Source organism: Streptomyces silvae (assembly GCF_016745505.1).
Classification (GTDB): domain Bacteria; phylum Actinomycetota; class Actinomycetes; order Streptomycetales; family Streptomycetaceae; genus Streptomyces; species Streptomyces silvae.
The window spans coordinates 46042-65105 of the sequence record NZ_JAERUC010000172.1; the positions used below are offsets into that span (position 1 = coordinate 46042).

Here is a 19064-nt window from a genome sequence, read left to right on the forward strand (position 1 = left end):
CCACCGAATGACCGGGAATACGAAACCACCGCGTACGCGGTGGTTCTCCACGTGGACGACCCGGCGGTGGCTTCGCGTGGGTGCGGCCGTCTCCCTGGCGGTGCTGGCCCTCCTCGGGACGACCGGGGCATGGGTGCTGGCACGGAGCGCGTCGATCAGCAGCGATCTCGTGGACGTGCGGTCCCCGGCGCTGGCACAGGCGATCCGCCTGGAATCGGCTCTGCTCAACCAGGAGACGGGCATCCGTGGCTACGGACTGACCGGCTCACGGGAGTTCATCACTCCGTACGAGGACGGCCTCGCCAAGCAGAAAGCCGTCGTCACGGAGCTCTCCGGGCTGCTCCGCGACGACCCGGCCGGCCTCGACGACCTCGAAGCCGTGCAGGACGCCACGGCCACGTGGCAGGAGAGGATCGCACGGCCGATCACCGCGGCACCCGGCGGCTCACCCTCCCCGCTGGCCACCCAACGGGCGGCGGAGGGCAAGCAGACCTTCGACGAGGTACGCGCGGCCGTGAGCCGCCAGCAGGAACGGCTGCGCTCGGAGGTCGTCCGGGTGAAGGGCGACCTCAAGGCCACGATGGCCTTGCGTAACGGGGTCTTCAGCGCCATCGCCGCCCTGATGGTCGTCCTGACGGCCTTCGTCTTCGAAGGACTGCGCCGCGGCATCAACCGGCCGCTGGAACAGCTCGGCACGGACGCCCGGATCATCGCCGGCGGTGACTTCGACCACCCCATCGCCCCGACCGGGCCCGCCGACCTGAGACGTCTGAGCAGCGAGATCGACTTCATGCGCCGCCGCCTGGTGCGGGAGCTGGCCTTCAGCGAGGAGTCACGTCAGCGGCTCGACGCGCAGGCCGCGAACCTTCAGCGCTCGAACGCCGAGCTGGAGCAGTTCGCGTACGTGGCCTCCCATGACCTCCAGGAGCCGCTGCGCAAGGTCTCCAGCTTCACCCAGCTCCTTCAGCGGCGCTACGGAGGACAGCTCGACGACCGGGCCGATCAGTACATCGACTTCGCGGTCGACGGGGCGAACCGCATGCAGACCCTCATCAACGACCTGCTCGAGTTCTCGCGGGTCGGACGGGTGAACCACACACACCAGAGCATCGACCTGGACAAGGTGCTGGAGCGGACCCTGTCCGGGCTGAGTGTCGCCATCGAGGAAACCGACGCGACGATCACCCACGACCCTCTGCCGACGCTGGTCGCGGACCCCACCCAGATGGGCATGCTCTGGCAGAACCTGATCGGCAACGCGGTCAAGTTCCGTCGGCCGGACGAGACACCGAAGATCCATGTCACGGCGGCCCGTGAGGACGACCTGTGGCGGTTCACCGTCACCGACAACGGCATCGGCATCGCACCGGAATACGCCGACAAGGTCTTCGTGATCTTCCAGCGCCTGCACACAAAGGACGTCTACTCCGGCAGCGGCATCGGCCTCGCGATGTGCAAGAAGGTCGTGGAGTTCCACGGCGGCACGATCTCCGTCGACACGGCGTACCAGGAAGGCACGCGCATCACCTTCACGCTGGCGCCGGAACCGCCGGAGAATCCGGGTCCTTCCACCCTGCCGGAGGCCAGCCGCTCCGGCGCGGAGCGGAGCGGATGAGATGACCACCGCCATGCCGGACGCCGTGGAGGCGGCGTCCGACGAGCCGACGTACCGCATCCTGCTGATCGAGGACGACGAGGGCGACGCCCTGCTCGTCGAGGAGCTCCTGCACGACACCGGGCTACGGTTCGAACTGACCACCAGGACCACGCTGGCCGAGGCCCGCGCCGAACTGACGCTCACCCCGATCGACTGCATCCTCCTCGACCTGCACCTGCCCGACGTGTCGGGCATAGAAGCGGTCGCCGCGGTCCGGATCCTGGCCCCGAACACCGCGGTCATCGTCCTGACCGGGCTGTCCGAAGCGCAGGCGGGCACGGACGCCATGGCCGCGGGAGCACAGGACTACCTGGTCAAGGGCAAGGTCGAAGCGGACCTGCTGCACCGCACGGTGCGCTACGCCGTCTACCGCAGCCGGACCGAGCGCGCGAGCGCCCTGGCCCAGGTCGCCCAGATGCGGGCCGAGGAGAACGCCCGTCTGGAGCGGGGCCTGCTGCCCCAGCCGATGCTCGACACCTCCACGGTGAAAGTGACCTCCCGCTATCTGCCGGGGGCCGCGATGGCCCTCCTCGGCGGGGACTTCCTCGACGTCGTGGAGGGGGACGACGGGCTCCTGCACGCCGTCGTCGGCGATGTCAGCGGACACGGCCCCGACGCGGCCGCCCTCGGTGTCTGCCTGCGCATCGCGTGGCGCTCGCTCGTACTCGGCGGACACCGCGGCGAGGACCTGCTGCACCTGATGGAACGCATCCTGATCGCCGAACGCGGCAGCCACCACCTGTTCGCCACCTGCACCCTCCTCACCATCGACCAGGACGCCGCTACCGCCACCCTCCACCTCGCCGGCCACCACGAGCCCCTCCTCACCACCGCGGAGGGCACCCGGGAACTGACCGCCGCGCACGGCATCGCACTCGGCATCGTCCCCGAACTGCGCAGCTGGCCCTCCACCGTCATCCCGCTCCCGGCCGCCGGAGCGCTCACCCTCTACACCGACGGCCTCACCGAAGGGCACAACGGGGCATCGAGCGAACGGCTCGGCGTGGAAGGACTGCTCACGCTGATCGAGAACCTGCCGCCGGCGGACCCGGCCCGCCACGTCGACCTCCTCATCCAGGAGACCAACGAGCTGAACGCCGGACGCCACTCCGACGACCTGGCCGTGCTCCGCCTCGACTGGGGCCGGTAGGCAGCCGGTTGACGAGTCGGTGAGCCGGGCGCCGCGTGGGGGTCTCAGCTGGAGGACGGTGCGCGGGTCCCGTAGTCAGCCCGTACTCAGAAGGCGTACCGGACGCGCAGCCATGGTGCGTGCGTGACGATCAGTTGCCGGAGGTGCTCCAGTGACTGCCGTTTGATGTCCCGGGAGTAGCGGACGTTGAGGGCTCCGTTCTGCGAGCGCTTGGTCTCCTGGGCGGCCGGCTGCCACAGCACTTCCTCGGCGCGTGGGTGCCAGCCCAGGTTGACCTCGTGGAGCGACCGGTTGTGGGTCAGCATGATGATCTCGGCCGCGGCCTGCTGCTTCACACGGGTGGGCAGGACGTCTTCGAGGTGGGCGAGCAGGTCGGCCCAGTCCCGCTGCCACCCCGGGCGCAGGATGACGGGCGAGAGATTGAAGTGGACCTCGTAACCGGCGTCGAGGAAGTCGGCGGCCGCGGCGATCCTGCCGTCGATCGGGCTGGTCCGGATGTCCAGCAGCCGGGCGTCGTCGGCGGGCATGAGGGAGAAGCGCACCCGGGTGCGCCCCTGGGGGTCGAGTGCGAGCAGGTCGGGGTTGACGAACTTGGTCGCGAAGGAGGCCTTCGCCGTCGGCATGCCTCGGAAGGCGGCGACGAGGTCCGCCGTGTTGTCGCAGACCAGGGCATCGACCGAGCAGTCACCGTTCTCGCCGATGTCGTAGACCCACGCCTGGGGATCACACTGGTTGGGCTCGGTCTTGGGGCCCTGGGCCCGTACGTGGCGGCGGACGTGGGCCACGATCGCCTCGATGTTGGTGAACAGCGTGATGGGGTTGGCGTAGCCCTTGCGACGGGGGACGTAGCAGTAGGCGCAGGCCATCGCGCACCCGTTGGAGGGGCCGGGAGCGATCCAGTCGGCCGACCTGCCGTTGGGGCGTGTGCGGAGTGTGTGCTTCACCCCGAGGACGAGCGTCCCGGTCTTGATCCGGACCCAGCGGGCGGTGTTGCCGTCGTTGCCGTGGAGGGAGGGGATGCCCCAGTGGCTCGCGACCTCGGTCACGCGCGCTCCCGGCAGCCGGGCCATGATCTGTCGGCCGCGTGGGGAGTCGAGCGCGGCCGGCTCGGCGTAGACCTCCCTCACGTCGAGCATGCGGCGGGCTTCCGGGCTGTCCCGGAAGGCCGGCTGCGCGTCCGGCGTCGCTGCGATGTCCGACCACCCGAAGAGCGCCTGCTGCTCAGGCTCTCCCGAGGCGGCTCCCGGCGACGGCTGGACCACGTTCCTCTCCTCTCCCCGTGTGCGTACTGCCGAAGGGACCCTCAGTCACGACGGCCGCGCTCCTGCTCCAGCAGCGCGTCGAGATCGCGGAGCCGGTCCAGCCCCCGCACCGCCTGGGTCATCCGCGCGTTGTGTTCGAACCGGTCGCGGTGGCGGTGCAGGAGATTCCAGTATCCGGCGGTGAAGGGGCAGGCGTCCTCGCCGACCCGTACGGACGGCTTGTAACGGCAGGAGCCGCAGAAGTCGCTCATGCGGTCGATGTACGCGCCTCCGGACGTGTAGGGCTTGGTGGTCATCCGGCCCCCGTCCGCGTACTGCGACATGCCCACCACGTTCGGGACCATGACCCAGTCGTAGCCGTCGACGAAGCTGCGGTGGAACCAGTCGGTGACGGCCCCGGGATCCCATCCGCGTTGCAGGGCGAGGCTGCCCAGAATCATCAGGCGTGGAATGTGGTGGGTCCAGCCGGTCGTCCTGACCTGCTCCAGGACGTGGGCGAGGCAGTTCGCCTCCGTGCCGTCCGGGGACAGTTCCGTGAACCAGCCGGGCAGCGGCTCGTGGTGGCCCAGGGTGTTGCTCGCCCGGTATCGCGCACCGAAGTACCAGTAGACGTGCCAGACGAACTCGCGCCATCCGGCGATCTGTCGCACGAATCCCTCGGCGCTGTTGAGCGGCACCTCACCGGACCGCCACTGCGCCTCCGCCCGTTCGACGCATTCCGCCGGGTCCAGCAGGCCGAGGTTGAGCGACGAGGAGAGCAGGCTGTGGCTCATCGTCGCGTCCCCCGCGAGAACCGCGTCCTCGTACGCGCCGAACGTGGCGAGCCGGTGCTCCACGAAACGGCGGAGCGCGGCCAGCGCCTCCCTGCGCGTGGCGGGGAACCCGCGCGGCGCGTCCTCACCCACGAACTCGGCGTCCCCGTCACGCGACCAGCGGTCGAGGTCGGCCCGCACCTCGGCGTCGATGTCGCTCTCCCGGGGACGGTAGGCCGCCGGAACGCCCAGGCCGGTGGCGCCGCGCGGTGGTGGCTGCCGGTTGTCGTGGTCCAGGTTCCACCGGCCGCCGACGGGGCGGTCGCCCTCCATCAGCAGGTCGTGCGTCGTACGGACCCATCGGTAGAAGTCCTCCTGGCGGAGGTGCTTCTCGCCGTGGCCGTCCGCCCAGCCCCTGAACTCGTCGTGCGTCACGAGAAAGCCGCGCGCCGGCAGGACGGTGACGGAGGGCAGCGACCGTACGAAGGCGTGGGCGGCGTGGGAGGTGGGATGGTGCACGGTCACCGGGCCGTCCCCCACTGCCTCGCGCAGGCCCTGACGGTAGGTGTCCGCCTTGACGTACCGCACGCGGTCACCGAGCTCGGCGGCCCGGTGCCGCATCGCGGACAGAACCAGGTGGGCCTTCGCACGATGGAACCGCCGTCGCCGGAAGACGCTGCGGGCCTCGATCATCAGCAGCGGGGTGTCCCGGCTCGGACCACCCCGCGCCGGATCGACGAAATGAGGACCGAGCTGATCACCGAACAGCCAGTGGGTGGCGCCTGACTCCGCCTCAGCCATTCCGAGCACTCCCTCGACGAACTGTCGCCCGGCCACGCGCCGACGGGGCGGCCCACCCACTCCCCCACAGATCAAAACGCACGACGGCACCGGCAGCGCCCAGCACACGCCGGGCACTGTGAGGCACGCACGGGGGCGGCCGGTCAGATCGGTGCGGGCCGGGCTCGCTCGCCCCGCCCGATGGGGAAGACTGAGGCCATGAGAGACATCGTTTTCACGCGCGCGAGCGGCTGGATCCCGAACGTGATCCGCGAGGACGGTGAGCTGAAGCTGATGCTCGGTGCCGGGGCCGACGCCAACCACGCCCCGCGCACGTTCACGTTCCCGATCGGAGAAGCCCATCTCGCGGTGATCCGGGAGGACCTGGCCAGACACCTGCTGCTGTGGAGTGCGGTCATTCCGCTGTGCGATGCCGCCGGAACCCGGGACCGGCTCGACGAGGACGCTGCCGTCGCGCTCCTGGACCCGATCCTCCTCTCCGCGCCTGCGGACGTCGACGCGTTCTTCCGACACATCCGGTGGGACAGGGGTCAGCTCATCGCTCATGGGGCTGACATCGATCTGCTCGAGCGCGGTCAGGTCTGCGCGGCGATGCGCGCGGCGACGGAGACCTCCAACAGGAAACGAGCTCAGGAGTACGACGCGAACCGTCGTCGCGCCGAGCGCGGAACAGTGCTGGGCCCACTCGACGCGGCGCTTCTGAGGTACACGGGCCAGTACGTGCACGGCGCGACGGTTCCGAGGCGGATGCCCGACGCTGTCGACCCCGCGCTGCTGACGGAGGTCATGCGGGTGATCGCCACCGCGGAGCAGGCATGCGCCGGGATGCGGATCTGCCGCGATCCGCGACGGGGAAAGCGCGCCACCGACAAGCGCGACTGGGAGCGGATGGCTACGACGGTCGACGCGGCCGTGCGCCGTGCACACCCCGGGCTCGTCGATGACGCGGTGCGTACGGTGAGCTTCCTGATGTGCTCGGAGGCCGCGGACCGCTCCAGGAGCGCGCCCATGGAGGATGACGAGGAGCCTGACGGCACCTTTGGCGAGGGCGCGAGGAAGACGGCCCTGTCGTTCACCGACGACAAGGGCGTCGAGAAGGAGTGGCGCGCTGACGGTCCCCGGACTGCCACTGCGGTGTTCTGGGAGTTCGTCGAGGACCGCTCTGCCGGGGACAACGAAGTGTTCACCATCGAGGACGAGAAGATGGGCGAAGGGATCCAGCTCCACTTCTACGCGGATTCCCTCGCCCGGATCACGACGGTGCGGGAGGGTGAGGGCGGGGCGGATCCGGAGTACCGGGTGGAATACAGCCTGGTCGACGGGATCGGCGGGTACCGGACCCTGGTGAGCGCCTTCGTCCGCGGCGGCTGCGCGGCACTCGACCAGCACGGCTCCTGGATAGCGGACGCCGCTGAGTTCGAGCGCGCACGCCGGCGGCGCGACGCCGACTAGCCGGCCTTTGCTCGCCCCCCGTTACCTTCATGGTGCCCCCGCAACGGGGCTCCCGGCCTCCGGTCCGGCGTGAATGTTCCCCCTGTAGTTCGCATGATCCGGGGGGCACCGGGCGGGAGGCATCGGTAGACCGCTGACAGAGGCAGGACCACCAGCGTGCTGGGAGGCTCTTTGTAACGTGAATGCGGGCGACTGGTGCCACGCCAACGGGACCGGGACAGCGCGACCTCGTAAGGGATCAGCATGATCGACACCGGCGACGTGGACGCCTTCCTCGGCCTGGACGTCGGCAAGGGCGAGCACCACGGAACCGCCGTCATCCCGGCCGGCAAGCGGGTCTTCGACAGGTGGCTGCCGAACAGCGAGCCCAAGATGCGGGCCGTCCTCGACAAGCTCACCGCCAAGCACGGCACCGTCCTGTCGTCGTCGACCAGCCCGCCTCCATTGGCGCCCTGCCAACCGTACGAACTGTTTGTCGACGCACTCACTCCTTCTGGTAGCGGAGGTCTCCTGACCGTCACGTTTCTCCCCCTAGGCGGTTTCATGGGAGCACTCATCGAGCCGAGTCCGGGAACGAAGGACCGTAGGAGAGAAGTGATGGACATGCGAACCGAGGCCACCGAGAGGGCCGAGTTGGTCTTCTCCCTCTTCGACGCCAACGGCAACGGAGTCCTCGACTCCGAGGACTTCGACCTCATGACGGGACGTGTTCTGGAGGTGGCGGTCGCGTCGGACGACGGCGCCAGGGAGGCCATCCGGGCCGCGTTCCGCCGCTACTGGACCACCCTGGCCACGGAGCTGGATGCCAACGGCGATGGTGTGATCTCCGTCGACGAGTTCCGCCCGTTCGTGCTCGACCCGGAGCGCTTCGGTCCCACGATCACCGAGTTCGCCGAGGCGCTCTCCGCACTCGGCGATCCCGACGGCGACGGCCTGATCGAGCGCCCGCTCTTCGTATCGCTGATGAGAGCGATCGGCTTCGCGGAGGCGAACATCCATGCGCTTTTCGACGCCTTCGGCCCGGACGTCGAGGACCGCATCACCGTTACCACGTGGGCCAGGGGCATCGAGGACTACTACGCGCCGGACATGGGTGGAATCCCGGCTGACCAACTGGTGGCTGTCCGGGCCGTCTGACACGCCCGGACATGAGCGTTCCGTGGCGGCGCGGGCCGTCCCGGGACGCCACGGGCCGGGCCCCGGACCACCCCCACGCGCGCGGCCGTCGGCTCCGCGCGGTCAAGGCGGTGCCGGGCCCGTGCGGACGCCTTCGTGAGCGGACGTCAGGACCGGGTCTTGTACGCGAAGACCCACCGGTTCCCCTCCAGCGCGTCGTTCGGCTCGGGGAGGGGACCACGTCCCCTCTGACGGGTGAAGTCGAAGGGCGTGTGCACCGAGGTGGACCAGCCCTTGGCCGCCAGGTCACCCGCGGAGTCCGGGCGCGGTCCCCTGTCGAAGAGGTCGAGCAGATCGATGCCGATCTGCTCTCGCGTCGCCGTGTAGATCCGGCTGTCGCGGTACGCGAGCAGGTCCTCCTCCAGCTTGGCCTCGAAGGCCAGGGCGCTGCCCCCGGTGGTGAGCCGGTCCACCGTGTCGATGAGGTACGTCTCGGCGGGGCCCGGTAGGTAGAAGAGCAGTCCTTCGGCCAGCCAGACGCTTGGAGCGGCCGGGTCGAAGCCGACAGAGGTCAGGGCGGTGACCCAGTCGTCGCGCAGGTCGACCGGTACCGGGATCCGCTTCGCCTTCGGGGCGGCCGACAGATCCGTGAGCACCTGTTCCTTGAAGGCCAGCACGCCCTCCCTGTCGATCTCGAAGACGACGCAGTCGGACGGCAGGTCCAGCCGGAAAGCACGGGTGTCCAATCCCGCCCCCAGCAGGACCAATTGGCGAACGCCCTTACCGACCGACCGGTGGAGGAAGTCGTCGAGGACTCCGGTCCGCAGACCGAAGTAGCGGGCGAATCTCCCCCACAACGGGTTGTCGTCCCCTTCCGGGACCTCTTGGATGCTCACCGGCCAGTCCGCGCAGGCGGGGGCCGCACGAACGAAGTGCTCCGCGTAGACGTCCCGGGCGAGGCTGTCGTGGCGGTGGGTCTCGATCGCCCGTGCGGCGGCGACCAGGAGGGCTGTGAGTCCCACACCTGCGTCCACGCCTTCCGCACCGGTTCTCCGCGTCGCCGTGGTGGCCGTGTCCCCTTCGGTGGGGGTGAAGAACACGGAAGGGGCGCTGGTGGGAGGGTGAGGGTCTCCGGTGGTAGAGGTTTCACTCATCGGTCTCTTCTTTCCGGCAGCAGGACGGGCTTGATCACGCGTCCGGCGTCACAGTCGCGTTCGGCCTCGTTGATGTCGGCCAAGGGATAGGTGCGGATCAGTTGATCGAAGGGGAAGCGGCCGGCCTGCCACAGACCGATCAGCCGGGGTATCAGCAGTTCGGGTACGGCGTCCCCCTCGCAGATGTGCCGGATGCTGCGGCCCCCGTCGAGCGTGCCCGGTTCGAGCTGCAGTGCGGTGTGGAGGCGTGCCACGAGACCGAGGGTGCCGGTGGGGCGCAGCGCGCGGAGCGCGTCGTTGATCAGCGGGGCGGAGGCCGTGGTGTCCAGGGCGTACTGCGCGCCGCCGTCGGTGTACCGACGGATGCGCTCGGCCAGTCCGGCCGTCGCTGCGGGCAGCGGGACCGCGCCGAACCGTTCGGCCAGGTCCAGGCGCTCCGGATGCCGGTCGACGGCCACGGTCCGTACGCCGCCGGCGGTGGCCGCCATGACTGCGGCCAGGCCCACCGCTCCCGCGCCGAGCACGACGAGGGTGTCACCGGGGCCGGCACGGAAGGTGTTCAGCACGGCTCCGGCCCCGGTGAGGGTGCCGCAGCCGAGTGGACCGAGCAGTTCGAGCGGCAGGGCGGCGTCGACCCTGACGGCGTTGCGCGCCGGGACGAGGGCGTATTCGGCGAAGGAGGACTGGCCGAACCACCGGGGCGCCAGCGCTCCCCCGACGGCGTCGGTGAGCCGTGACGCGTCCTCCTCGCGTCCCCCGAAGAGGTTGAGTGAGGCGAAGGAGTCGCAGTAGGCGGGGGCAGCACTGCGGCAGTTCCGGCAGTCTCCGCAGGAATCGAAGCTCAGCACGACGTGGTCACCGAGGCCGATCGTGCTGTCCGGACCATCGCCGGACGCCACCACGACTCCGCTCCCCTCGTGGCCGAGGACCGCCGGCAGCGGGGTGCGGCCGGCTGAGTGCCGGACCGCGAGATCCGTCCGGCACATTCCGCATCCCGCGATCTCGACGAGGATCTCACCGGCGGCCGGGCCGGTACTCAGGACGATCTCCTCGACCGCGAACGGGGTCTCGTGGGAGCGCAGCACGGCTGCGCGGAACTTCATCGCCCTCCCTCCCTCGGCCGGTGCACGACGAACGGACTGAGGTTGCCGTAGAGGCCCCACGGCCCGCCCGCGACACCGACCCCGCTGTCTTTGACGCCTGCGAAGGGCTGAGCAAGGGAGAGTTCGGCGTGGTGGTTGATCCAGGCCGTGCCGCATTCGAGCCGCTCGGCTGTCGCCGCCGCCCGGTCGAGGTCGGTGCCCCACACCGAACCGCCCAGCCCGAAGCCGGTGTCGTTGGCTGCTTCGACGGCTTCGTCGAGGTCTCGGTACGGCAGCACCGGCAGTACTGGCCCGAACTGTTCCTTGGTCACCACCGGGTCGTCGGGAGGGACGTCCGTGAGGATCGTGGGAGCGAAGAAGTAGCCCGGTCCGTCAAGCCGGTGACCACCGGCCGCCGCCCGGGCGCCGACCGCCAGGGCCCGTTGCGTGAGCCGCTCGACACGAGCCAGCTGAGGGGCGTTGTTGACCGGCCCGAGCAGGGTCTCCGGGTCCAGGCCGGATCCGACGACGACGGTCTTCGCGCGGTGTGCGAGGGCCTCGACGACCTCGGCGTGGAGCCGTGCCGGTGCGTAGACGCGTTTGACCGCCATGCAGACCTGCCCGCAGTTGCGGAAGGCGGCCCAGAACAGCCGGTCCGCGACCCGGTCCACGTCGACGTCGTCCAGTAGGACGGCCGCGTCGTTGCCGCCCAGTTCCAGGGTGACACGGGCGAGTGAGGCCGCCGCAGCTGCGGCGACGGCCTGCCCGGTCGGCACCGAGCCGGTGAAGGTGACGTGGCGGATACCCGGGTGGGCGGCGAGGTGGGCACCGAGGGGTTCCCGGCCGGTGACGACGGTCAGGACATCTTCAGGCAGGGCTGTGGCGAGGACGGCACCGAGCAGTCGGGTGGCGAGGGGGGTGTACGGGGACGGTTTGAGGACCACGGTGTTGCCGGCGGCCAGTGCGGGCGCGAACTTCGCCGACGCGAGCTGGAGAGGGAAGTTCCACGGCACGATCGCGGCAACGGGGCCGAGAGAGCGCCAGCGGATCTCGCTGTGTACGGGTCGGCCGTCGTCGATCGGGCGGGCGCGGGGAGTCAGAGCGGCGAAGTACCGGAGCCGGGCCGCCGTACGGGCGACCTCGGCGTACGACTCGGCCAGAGGCTTGCCCTGTTCCCGGGTGAGCAGCGGCGCGAGGTCGTCTCCGGCAGCATCCACGGCATCGGCGGCGGCGTTCAGCCGGATGGTGCGAGCGGCCGGGTCGGCGCGCCACCCGATCCAGGCGCGCCGGGCCCGGTCGATCGCGTCGTCCAGTTCGTGCGGCTGCTGGTCAGGGGTTTCGTCGAAGGTCTCCCCAGAGGCCGGGTCGATGACGGGGAGGCCTGGGACGCGGTGTCCGGGTGCGCGGCCGGCTTCCGGTGTCGGCATCCCGGTGGTCAGTTCAGGGCCGGGACGTCGGCGGCGTGCTCCCGGGCCTGCCGGTCCATCTCCGCCCGGAAGGCGGCGACCAGGTGTGGCTGGATCCTTCCGGCATTGCGATCACCACCCGAGCAGACCGCTCCCCGCACGCCCACGATGTCCGTGCCGATACGGGTCAGCGGACCGAGATCGGCCTGCTTGACGCTGCCCGCGAGGGCGGCGAGCAGGCCGGACGCGTGGGCGCGGCGGACGAACTCGGCGCAGACGTCCGGCGGAACGTGGTCGAACAACCGCGTCCCGTCCTTGATCGCGGTGTCCAGCATGGCCGCGTCGGCACCGGCGCGGGCTGCGATGTCGGGCAGGGCGAGCGGATTCACGCAGCCGACGCGATGGGCGTCGGCGTAGCCCGAGGCGACGACCAGCGCGTCCGGGCGGTGGTCCTTCACCGCCCGGACGACCGCCCGCATGACCTCGACGCCCTGCTCAGGAGTCGTACATCCGTACAGGCCCACCTTGATGTACGTGGCGCCGGAGACGGCTGCACCGAGCGCGGCCTGCGCCACGGTGCCAGGCTTGTACGGCACGTCGCCCACGGTGGCGGACACCGGTTTGTCCGCCGGTACCGCGTCGCGGATCTCCCGGATGACCCAGGGGAAGTTGGCGCCGAGAGAGCCCTCATCGGGCTTCTTGACGTCGACGATGTCGAGGTGCTCCGCCGCTTTCGCGCAAGCGAGCGCTTCCTCGATGCCGTCCGGGGAGATGAGAAGCAACACCGTGAGCTCCTTCCGCCGCGAGTCCGCCCGGCCGGAGGACGGGGAACCGCGGATCACCTGGTCCGTGTGCGGTGTGCTCATCCTTTCCACTGCCCGCGCGCACCGGTAGGGCGTACGGAGTTCTCCGGGCGGCGCGTGTACGCACACATACGGCTCCGTGTGCACCGGCGCGAACCAGAGCCTGTTGAGCCCCGCCGGAACGCAGAGGCGCTGGTGGAACTCCCCGCGAACAGAGTGAGAGGCCGGCATCGTCACGCCGTACGCGTCCAGGCCGAGGCCACCCCGGGAGCACTGCACGATGCCGAAGGCGCGGGGCGCGCCCCACACACGGAGGCCGACATCGCCGGCGGAGTTCGCCTCAGGAGGCGCGGGACTCGGCGGATGAGCGGCTCAGGGAGCAGTTCAGCGTGGCGGCATCCCACCGGAGTCCATGTCCGAGTGACCTGAGCAACGGACCAGCTGAGAAAGCTCAGCCGCACCTGCCGGTCCCGGTTGTCGACGTTCGTGTCCACCAACCTCCGTCAGGACAACCGCCACGTTATCTGGTCACGCCCCCACGGTTCGGTCGTCGGCAGGTTTCGCATGGAGGAGAGGCTGGTCTAAGACCTGTCCCATGTCTCTGAGCGGCCGCGCGCAAGGGGCCAGGATCCGTTGTGGACCAGAGTGCGAGAGGATCGGAGCGGCTTGTCCGCTCACTCGTCTCGAGCCAGCGTCGGCTCCACCTCCGCTTGCGGCGTCTCGGCCGGCTCGGCGGCAAGGCAGGCCTGGCGCCAGACTGCCGGCTGTGCGGCAGGGGTGTCGGGGCGGGAGCCGACGGGCCACGTAGGCCCGTTGTCGGTAGCGTCCGGCAGAATCCGCTTCACCGACGCCCCCACGAGCTGGCGTCGCCCGGTAGGAGAAGAGGGTTCCTGTGCGTGAACTGCCCATGTTCGAACGTCTTTACCCCGATGTCCAGCTGACGTCCCCCTCGGAGAGGTTCGCGCTGCGGTGCGACTCGGAGGGTGTCGCCGTGGTCACGGACACCGACCGCGGTCAGGTCGTCTGGCGTGCGGGCGCAGCTGGACAGCTGTTTCTCGGACACGGGTACGAGGTCGTCGTCGAGGGCGGGGAGAACGACGACACGGTCTGGCGCTCCGGTTTCGCCGCGCCCGGGGCGCAGTACCTCATCCTCACGGATGCCGGAGAGCTGGAACTCCTGGACCGCACACACGTCCGCCTGGGCAACATACGCACCGGACTCACCCACCCTGTGCCGCTCGGAGAAGCGGCGCCCGCGGCTGCCATCACCCGGGATGCGTATCTGGTCAGGGAGGGCAAGACGCGGCGGACAGTGGCCCGCGAGCAGGACGGATGGCTGCGGGTCTGCGAGTACGGGAAGGGCGGGGGTATGAGCTACGCGCTGACCCGTCCACTGGTCGACTGGTTCGAACAGGAAGACACCGTGCTCACCTGGCGCCGGCACCTGGCGGGTGGTTCCACATCCAAAAGCTTGATGCTGTGCCTGGTCGACTCCTCCGGGACCGTCCTGTGGCACGAAGGCACCCAACGCCCGCATGGACCGGTCCCCCCGGGAGAGCCCTACGCGTACGGTGGGCCCGCGTTGGAGGTGGGAGGGCGCTTGCGCAACCAGTCCCTGACGTCTCCCGCCGGTACGCACACACTGGCTCACCAGGGCTACGGCGATCTGACTCTGTACTGCCACACCGAGCGCCGTGCCGTGTGGTCGACCGGCACTGGGTGGGTGGACGGAGGATGGGCCGAGCTCTCCGAGGACGGTGTCCTCTCGGTCCGCAACACCCATGGTGTCCCGGTGTGGAGTTCCGGCCCGTCCGGTTCGGGGGCCCGCCGGCTCGTGGTCGGTGATGACGGCCGTGCCGAACTGCGTGACGTGGACGGCCGGTCGGTGTGGTCAACAGGCCCACACACGGCATGCCACGGCCCCACGGCCGACGCCCCGCGGGGTGCCGTGCTGCGCCGAGGACAGACGCTCGGACGGCACTCCCTCACCTCCCCCGACGGAAGCACCGTGCTCGGACACTGGGACGAACGCCGCCTCGTTCTGTTCGGGGCCGACCAGTCCTGGCTCTGGTACGTGCACCTCGGCGAAGCGGCCGAGCCCGGACTGCGACTCGACGAGGACGGCATGCTGCGCGTTCTCGGCGACGAACGCCCACCGCTGGGCGGACCGGCCGACGAACTGCGTGTCGAGGAGGGCGGAGTGGTCCTGTGCCGTGCCGACGGCACCGTCGTCTGGCGCGACGGCGAGGCGGTGGCCGAGCCCGCCGCCACCCCGAACCCACCCGCACAGGGAGGACTCGTGAAGAGCCTGCCGGACACGGACGAGACCCTGCTGATCCGCACCGACTTCTCCGACCCGACCGCTTGGCAAGTTCTGCTCACGACCGTCATGACACCGAACCAGGACGGCTTCCTCGCGAACGTCCACCCAGTGGATGATCTCGCCTATCGCGACCTGACGACCGAGCAGATCCTCTCGGCCGCACGCGAGGTGGACACCGATCTGTTCATTGTGGCCGATAAGACCGCCCTCACGGCGCCGGAGATGCCGCTGCTGGCCCTCCTGCTCTTCGACGAGAACGACGAATGTGAGGAGAGTGAGGCCAGGCAGGAGCACGGCCAACTCCGAGTCTTCGCCACAGAACTGTGGTCGGTCGAGAACAATATCTCCCTCGCCAACATGGATTGGGAGGACTTCGAGAACGCCGCCGACAACGGTGTCTTCCGGGGCTTCTGACCTTGGCAGGATCTAAGGGGCGTCCCGCAACGCATCAGATGAGTCGAGCATCCTCCGTCAGGCTGCCGATGTGTGGGTCATCGAGCCGTACGGGGCTGGTTTCCGGGGCTGCGAGGCCCGTGCGACCGGCGCATGCCTGACCCTGTCGGAGGCAAACCGGTGGGCCGGTTCTGCGTGAGCGTACCGGTGCGCAGCTTCGTGAGGGTGCCGATCGGAAACCATTCCCCTGTCAGCGGCGGTCGAACCGCTGGATCGATGGCGGGCTGCCTGTTGCCCGAGCCGAGAATTCCATCAGGATGCCTACTCGTGTGGCGGCGACATGCCAGAACGCCTCTGCGAAGGGGGCGACGCCGTCGTTCACATCCTGGAGGGCTGCCCCGGGACGGAGCGCCCCTACGATTCGAACCCGTTGAGTGTCCTCCAGTCATCCGGACGCCTCAGTCCCGCGACGAAGCAGCGGTCGCGGTCGGCCGACCTCCTCGCGGAACGAGGGAGAGGATCGGAGTGTGCGTACACGAACCGGGCCGGTACTGGTGGCTGACGCGGGGTCATCGAGCCTGCGTCTGACGATCTTCGGCGACGGTGGTCACGTCCTCAACGAACACCACAGTGTGTCCCCGCCAGGCAGAGGGGGGAAAGCCAAGCGCTGCGGCAGCTGCTGGAGGAAGGACCGCCTCCTGCAGCTGCGGCACACCGTATCGTCCACGGGGGACCGGAGCTGCGCAGCCACACTCTGCTGATCGACGCTGTCCGTGCCCGCTTGACCCAGGTGGCAGACTTCGCGCCCTTGCACGTCCCGAAAGCGCTGACCGTGGTGGACACGGCCCGGAATCTGCTGCCGGGAGTTCCCCATGTCGCCCATGCTGGCCTACGCGGTCTTTCCCGCGTGGGAGACGCCCCGGCTACGGGAGCGGCTGGCGGCCTGGCTTGCGGCCAACGGCTGCCACGCGGCGGCAGTGCTCCGCCACTTCGCCGAACCGACCGCGGAACGCCGTGCCGACATGCGCAGCGCCCAACTCGCGAGCAGAAGAGCCCGCGCAGCCTGGCAGGAGGCTTACGACCGGGCACAACAGGAACCGGCTCGCCCCAGGGGCCTGACTGCGCAAGAGGCGAAGGACGTTCAGGAGGCGCTCAAAGGTTTCGACAGAGCAGCAACGCTTATGGAGAGCCGCGTCCCGCACGACGACAACCCTTCCGCTCCGAGGTGGAGGAGTTGGCCGAAGCCCTGGAATCGGACACGGAGCAGGCGGCAGCCGCTATGCGCGAGCACAGGCACCCGAACTGGGCACGCGTGGAGAAGGCCCTCCAGACACGGGAAAGAGCCGGTGTCCGGAGCCCAGCTCTACGGAGCGAGGCAGACCGGCAGAAACACGCCTTGGAAAACCTTGCGACAGCCGTGAGCCGCACCCCCTTGGAGCGCGATGTCGGCTCCCTGCGCGAGGACCAGCGAGTGCGGGAAGCGGTGGAGGCTCAAGGCGATGGTTCGGAACCCGCGCACCGGGGTGGATGACCACCTGCCGCAGCAGGCGTGCGCCCCGCTTCCGAGGTCCGCCTGGTCCGACAGATGGCCAAGATGAGGGAACGTCACGCTCAGGACGCAGCGATCAGTCGGTGGGTTGCCCGCTCCGCGGTCCAAGCCCTGACGACTTCCTCTCTCGTAACCCTTTGGACCGAGGTCTCCTTTGCGGAGACCTGTCGGCCCTCCCCTCCCTTGTGTGCAGGCTCGCCACCGTCACGGGCTGTCGGCCAGGGATCCACTGTCCTCTGCCCAAGATCCGGGCCATACTCGGCCCAGCCGCCTGCAGTGCGGTCGAATCACGACCGTTGCCGCTGGTCAGTAACCACGCGAGTCGTGTACCACCGGCAGACAAAGAATCTGCTATCAGATGTGACACGCTCGCCTGGCGCCCACTGGGGCTACCCAGTTGGTACGGCCGGAGGATCCCTCTACAGTCACAACAGAGCAGCTCACTGGCCGAGGAAGCTCAGACGGACGCTGCGGTTGGTGTTGCTCGTGTTTGTATCCACCAGGCACACCGACTGCCACGTCCCCAGCTCCAGCCTCCCCCCGACCACCGGCAGCGTCGCGTGCGGCGGTACCAGCGCCGGCAGTACGTGGTCGCGGCCGTGGCCCGGGCTGCCGTGGCGGTGGCGCCAGCGGTCGTCGGCGGGGAGCAGCGTCTGCAGGGTCGTGAGGAGGTCGTCGTCCTGCCGGCTCCGGTCTCCAGGATCGCGATCCCGGCGGTGGCGTGCGGGACGAAGACGTTGAGCAGGCCGTCCCGCCCGTGAGCGGTGCGGTCGAGGAACTGCGTGCACTCCTCCGTCAGGTCCAGGACCGTCTCGGTCCGTCCCGTGGTGAGGCTCAGCACGTACGTGGCAAAGGTGTCGGACATGGCTCCATTCTCTCGCTGCCGGGGCGGGCCGTGCCCGCCGGGAAGATCCCGGGCGCGCCCCGGGTTGGTAGAAGCGTGAACAACTTCGGAACGAGTGAGCCGGCCGTCGTCGTCATCGGCGCGGGGCAGGCGGGGCTGTCCGCCGCCTATCACCTGGCGCGCACCGGTCTCGAGCCCGACCGGGACTTCGTCGTGCTGGACCACGCACCCGGGCCCGGTGGCGCCTGGCAGTTCCGGTGGTCCTCGCTCACGTACGGCAAGGTGCACGGCATGCACGCGTTGCCCGGGATGGAGCTGACGGGCGCGGACGGCAGCCGTCCCTCCTCCGAGGTGATCGGCGCGTACTTCGACGCGTACGAGCGGCGCTTCGGTCTGCGGGTGCACCGGCCGGTCGACGTGGCCGCCGTGCGTGAGGGTGAGGGTGGCCGGCTGCTCGTCGAGAGCTCGGAGGGTACGTACGCCACGCGTGCGCTGATCAATGCCACCGGCACCTGGGACCGGCCGTTCTGGCCGCGTTACCCGGGTCAGGAGACCTTCCGGGGGCGGCAGTTGCACACCGCGGGCTATCCCGGGCCCGCGGAGTTCGCCGGGCTGCGGGTGGTCGTGGTCGGCGGGGGCGCGTCGGGTACCCAGCATCTGATGGAGATCGCCGAGGTCGCGGCGGAGACGTACTGGGTGACGCGGCGGCCCCCGGTGTTCCGGGAGGGGCCGTTCGGTGAGGAGGAGGGGCGGGCCGCGGTGGCCATGGTGAAGGAGCGTGTACGCCTCGGGCTCCCGCCGCAGAGCGTGGTGAGCGTGACCGGGCTGCCGCTCAACGACGCCGTCCGTCGCGCGCGCGAGCAGGGTGTCCTCGACCGGCTCCCGATGTTCGAGCGGATCACGCCGGACGGGGTGGCCTGGGCCGACGGCCGCACCGTGGAAGCCGACGTCATCCTCTGGGCGACCGGATTCCGCGCCGCCGTGGATCACCTGGCGCCCCTGAAACTCCGGGAGCCGGGCGGTGGCATCCGCGTCGAGAACACTCAGGCGGTGCGGGACCCGCGGGTCCACCTCGTCGGTTACGGGCCGTCCGCCAGCACGGTCGGGGCCAACCGGGCCGGCCGGGCGGCCGTCCGTTCGGTCAGCCGGCTGCTGGAGAGGGTGCCGGCCTGACCGGGCGTCAGCGACCGCGGGTGGCACGAGAACACACGAACACGGGAGCGGATGTTCGCTCGAACGCGTGGTCGTTCCGGGATTTGTTGCTCAACCACCGCACCGCGACTGATGATTACTGAGCGCACACACCGGGCTGCAGACCGC

Annotated in this window: 12 protein-coding genes and 4 pseudogenes; 9 read left to right on the forward strand and 7 right to left on the reverse strand. The window is 69.8% G+C overall.

The window, feature by feature from the left end; all coding sequences use genetic code 11:
* The first annotated feature begins 7 nt into the window (after positions 1 to 7).
* Both JKV81_RS27290 and JKV81_RS27295 read left to right on the forward strand, forming a co-directional pair.
* A complete protein-coding gene (locus JKV81_RS27290) occupies positions 8 to 1615 on the forward strand; it encodes a sensor histidine kinase (protein ID WP_202078234.1) in 1608 nt (535 codons plus the stop codon).
* A 1-nt stretch (position 1616) separates the two neighbouring features.
* Positions 1617 to 2807, forward strand: coding sequence for a PP2C family protein-serine/threonine phosphatase (locus JKV81_RS27295; RefSeq protein ID WP_124278357.1), 1191 nt, complete (start codon positions 1617 to 1619; stop codon positions 2805 to 2807).
* An 86-nt stretch (positions 2808 to 2893) separates the two neighbouring features.
* Here JKV81_RS27295 and JKV81_RS27300 read toward each other — a convergent pair whose 3' ends face one another.
* Positions 2894 to 4069, reverse strand: a complete 1176-nt coding sequence (locus JKV81_RS27300) for a spore photoproduct lyase family protein (protein ID WP_202078236.1) — start codon at positions 4067 to 4069, stop codon at positions 2894 to 2896.
* A 41-nt stretch (positions 4070 to 4110) separates the two neighbouring features.
* Complete coding sequence (locus tag JKV81_RS27305) at positions 4111 to 5622, reverse strand: cryptochrome/photolyase family protein (protein ID WP_202078238.1); 1512 nt, start codon at positions 5620 to 5622, stop codon at positions 4111 to 4113.
* Positions 5623 to 5820: 198 nt separating this feature from the next.
* On the opposite strand from JKV81_RS27305, the gene JKV81_RS27310 reads away from it, so the two are divergent.
* From JKV81_RS27310 to JKV81_RS27320, 3 genes and pseudogenes are all read left to right on the forward strand, one after another.
* A complete protein-coding gene (locus JKV81_RS27310) occupies positions 5821 to 7074 on the forward strand; it encodes a DUF6357 family protein (RefSeq protein WP_202078240.1) in 1254 nt (417 codons plus the stop codon).
* A gap of 243 nt (positions 7075 to 7317) precedes the next feature.
* Positions 7318 to 7532 (forward strand): annotated as a pseudogene (locus JKV81_RS27315) (IS110 family transposase); the annotation flags it as partial.
* Positions 7533 to 7677: 145 nt separating this feature from the next.
* Positions 7678 to 8211, forward strand: coding sequence for an EF-hand domain-containing protein (locus tag JKV81_RS27320; protein WP_124278894.1), 534 nt, complete (start codon positions 7678 to 7680; stop codon positions 8209 to 8211).
* Positions 8212 to 8357: 146 nt separating this feature from the next.
* Here JKV81_RS27320 and JKV81_RS27325 read toward each other — a convergent pair whose 3' ends face one another.
* The 4 genes from JKV81_RS27325 to JKV81_RS27340 all read right to left on the reverse strand — a co-directional run bounded on the left by JKV81_RS27325 (position 8358) and on the right by JKV81_RS27340 (position 12617).
* A complete protein-coding gene (locus JKV81_RS27325; protein WP_307820609.1) occupies positions 8358 to 9212 on the reverse strand; it encodes a class I SAM-dependent methyltransferase in 855 nt (284 codons plus the stop codon).
* Positions 9213 to 9340: 128 nt separating this feature from the next.
* Positions 9341 to 10447, reverse strand: coding sequence for an NAD(P)-dependent alcohol dehydrogenase (locus tag JKV81_RS27330; protein WP_202078244.1), 1107 nt, complete (start codon positions 10445 to 10447; stop codon positions 9341 to 9343).
* On the reverse strand, positions 10444 to 11853 hold the full coding sequence (locus tag JKV81_RS27335; protein WP_129260944.1) for an aldehyde dehydrogenase family protein: 1410 nt from the start codon (positions 11851 to 11853) through the stop codon (positions 10444 to 10446). The genes JKV81_RS27330 and JKV81_RS27335 overlap by 4 nt, the downstream gene beginning before the upstream one ends.
* Before the next feature lie 8 nt (positions 11854 to 11861).
* Positions 11862 to 12617 (reverse strand): (5-formylfuran-3-yl)methyl phosphate synthase, encoded by a 756-nt coding sequence (locus tag JKV81_RS27340; RefSeq protein ID WP_124278351.1) that lies wholly within the window; start codon positions 12615 to 12617, stop codon positions 11862 to 11864.
* A 925-nt stretch (positions 12618 to 13542) separates the two neighbouring features.
* Here JKV81_RS27340 and JKV81_RS27345 point away from each other — a divergent pair.
* From JKV81_RS27345 to JKV81_RS36395, 3 genes and pseudogenes are all read left to right on the forward strand, one after another.
* A complete protein-coding gene (locus tag JKV81_RS27345) occupies positions 13543 to 15372 on the forward strand; it encodes a DUF6924 domain-containing protein (protein WP_236057880.1) in 1830 nt (609 codons plus the stop codon).
* 739 nt (positions 15373 to 16111) lie between these two features.
* A pseudogene (locus JKV81_RS36390) lies at positions 16112 to 16171 on the forward strand (hypothetical protein); the annotation flags it as partial.
* A 61-nt stretch (positions 16172 to 16232) separates the two neighbouring features.
* Positions 16233 to 16882: pseudogene (locus tag JKV81_RS36395) on the forward strand (FUSC family protein); the annotation flags it as partial.
* 458 nt (positions 16883 to 17340) lie between these two features.
* Here the strand turns inward: JKV81_RS36395 and JKV81_RS27355 are convergent.
* A pseudogene (locus tag JKV81_RS27355) lies at positions 17341 to 17765 on the reverse strand (secondary thiamine-phosphate synthase enzyme YjbQ).
* A gap of 75 nt (positions 17766 to 17840) precedes the next feature.
* Here JKV81_RS27355 and JKV81_RS27360 point away from each other — a divergent pair.
* On the forward strand, positions 17841 to 18917 hold the full coding sequence (locus tag JKV81_RS27360; RefSeq protein WP_202078248.1) for an NAD(P)-binding domain-containing protein: 1077 nt from the start codon (positions 17841 to 17843) through the stop codon (positions 18915 to 18917).
* The last annotated feature ends 147 nt before the right edge of the window (positions 18918 to 19064 follow it).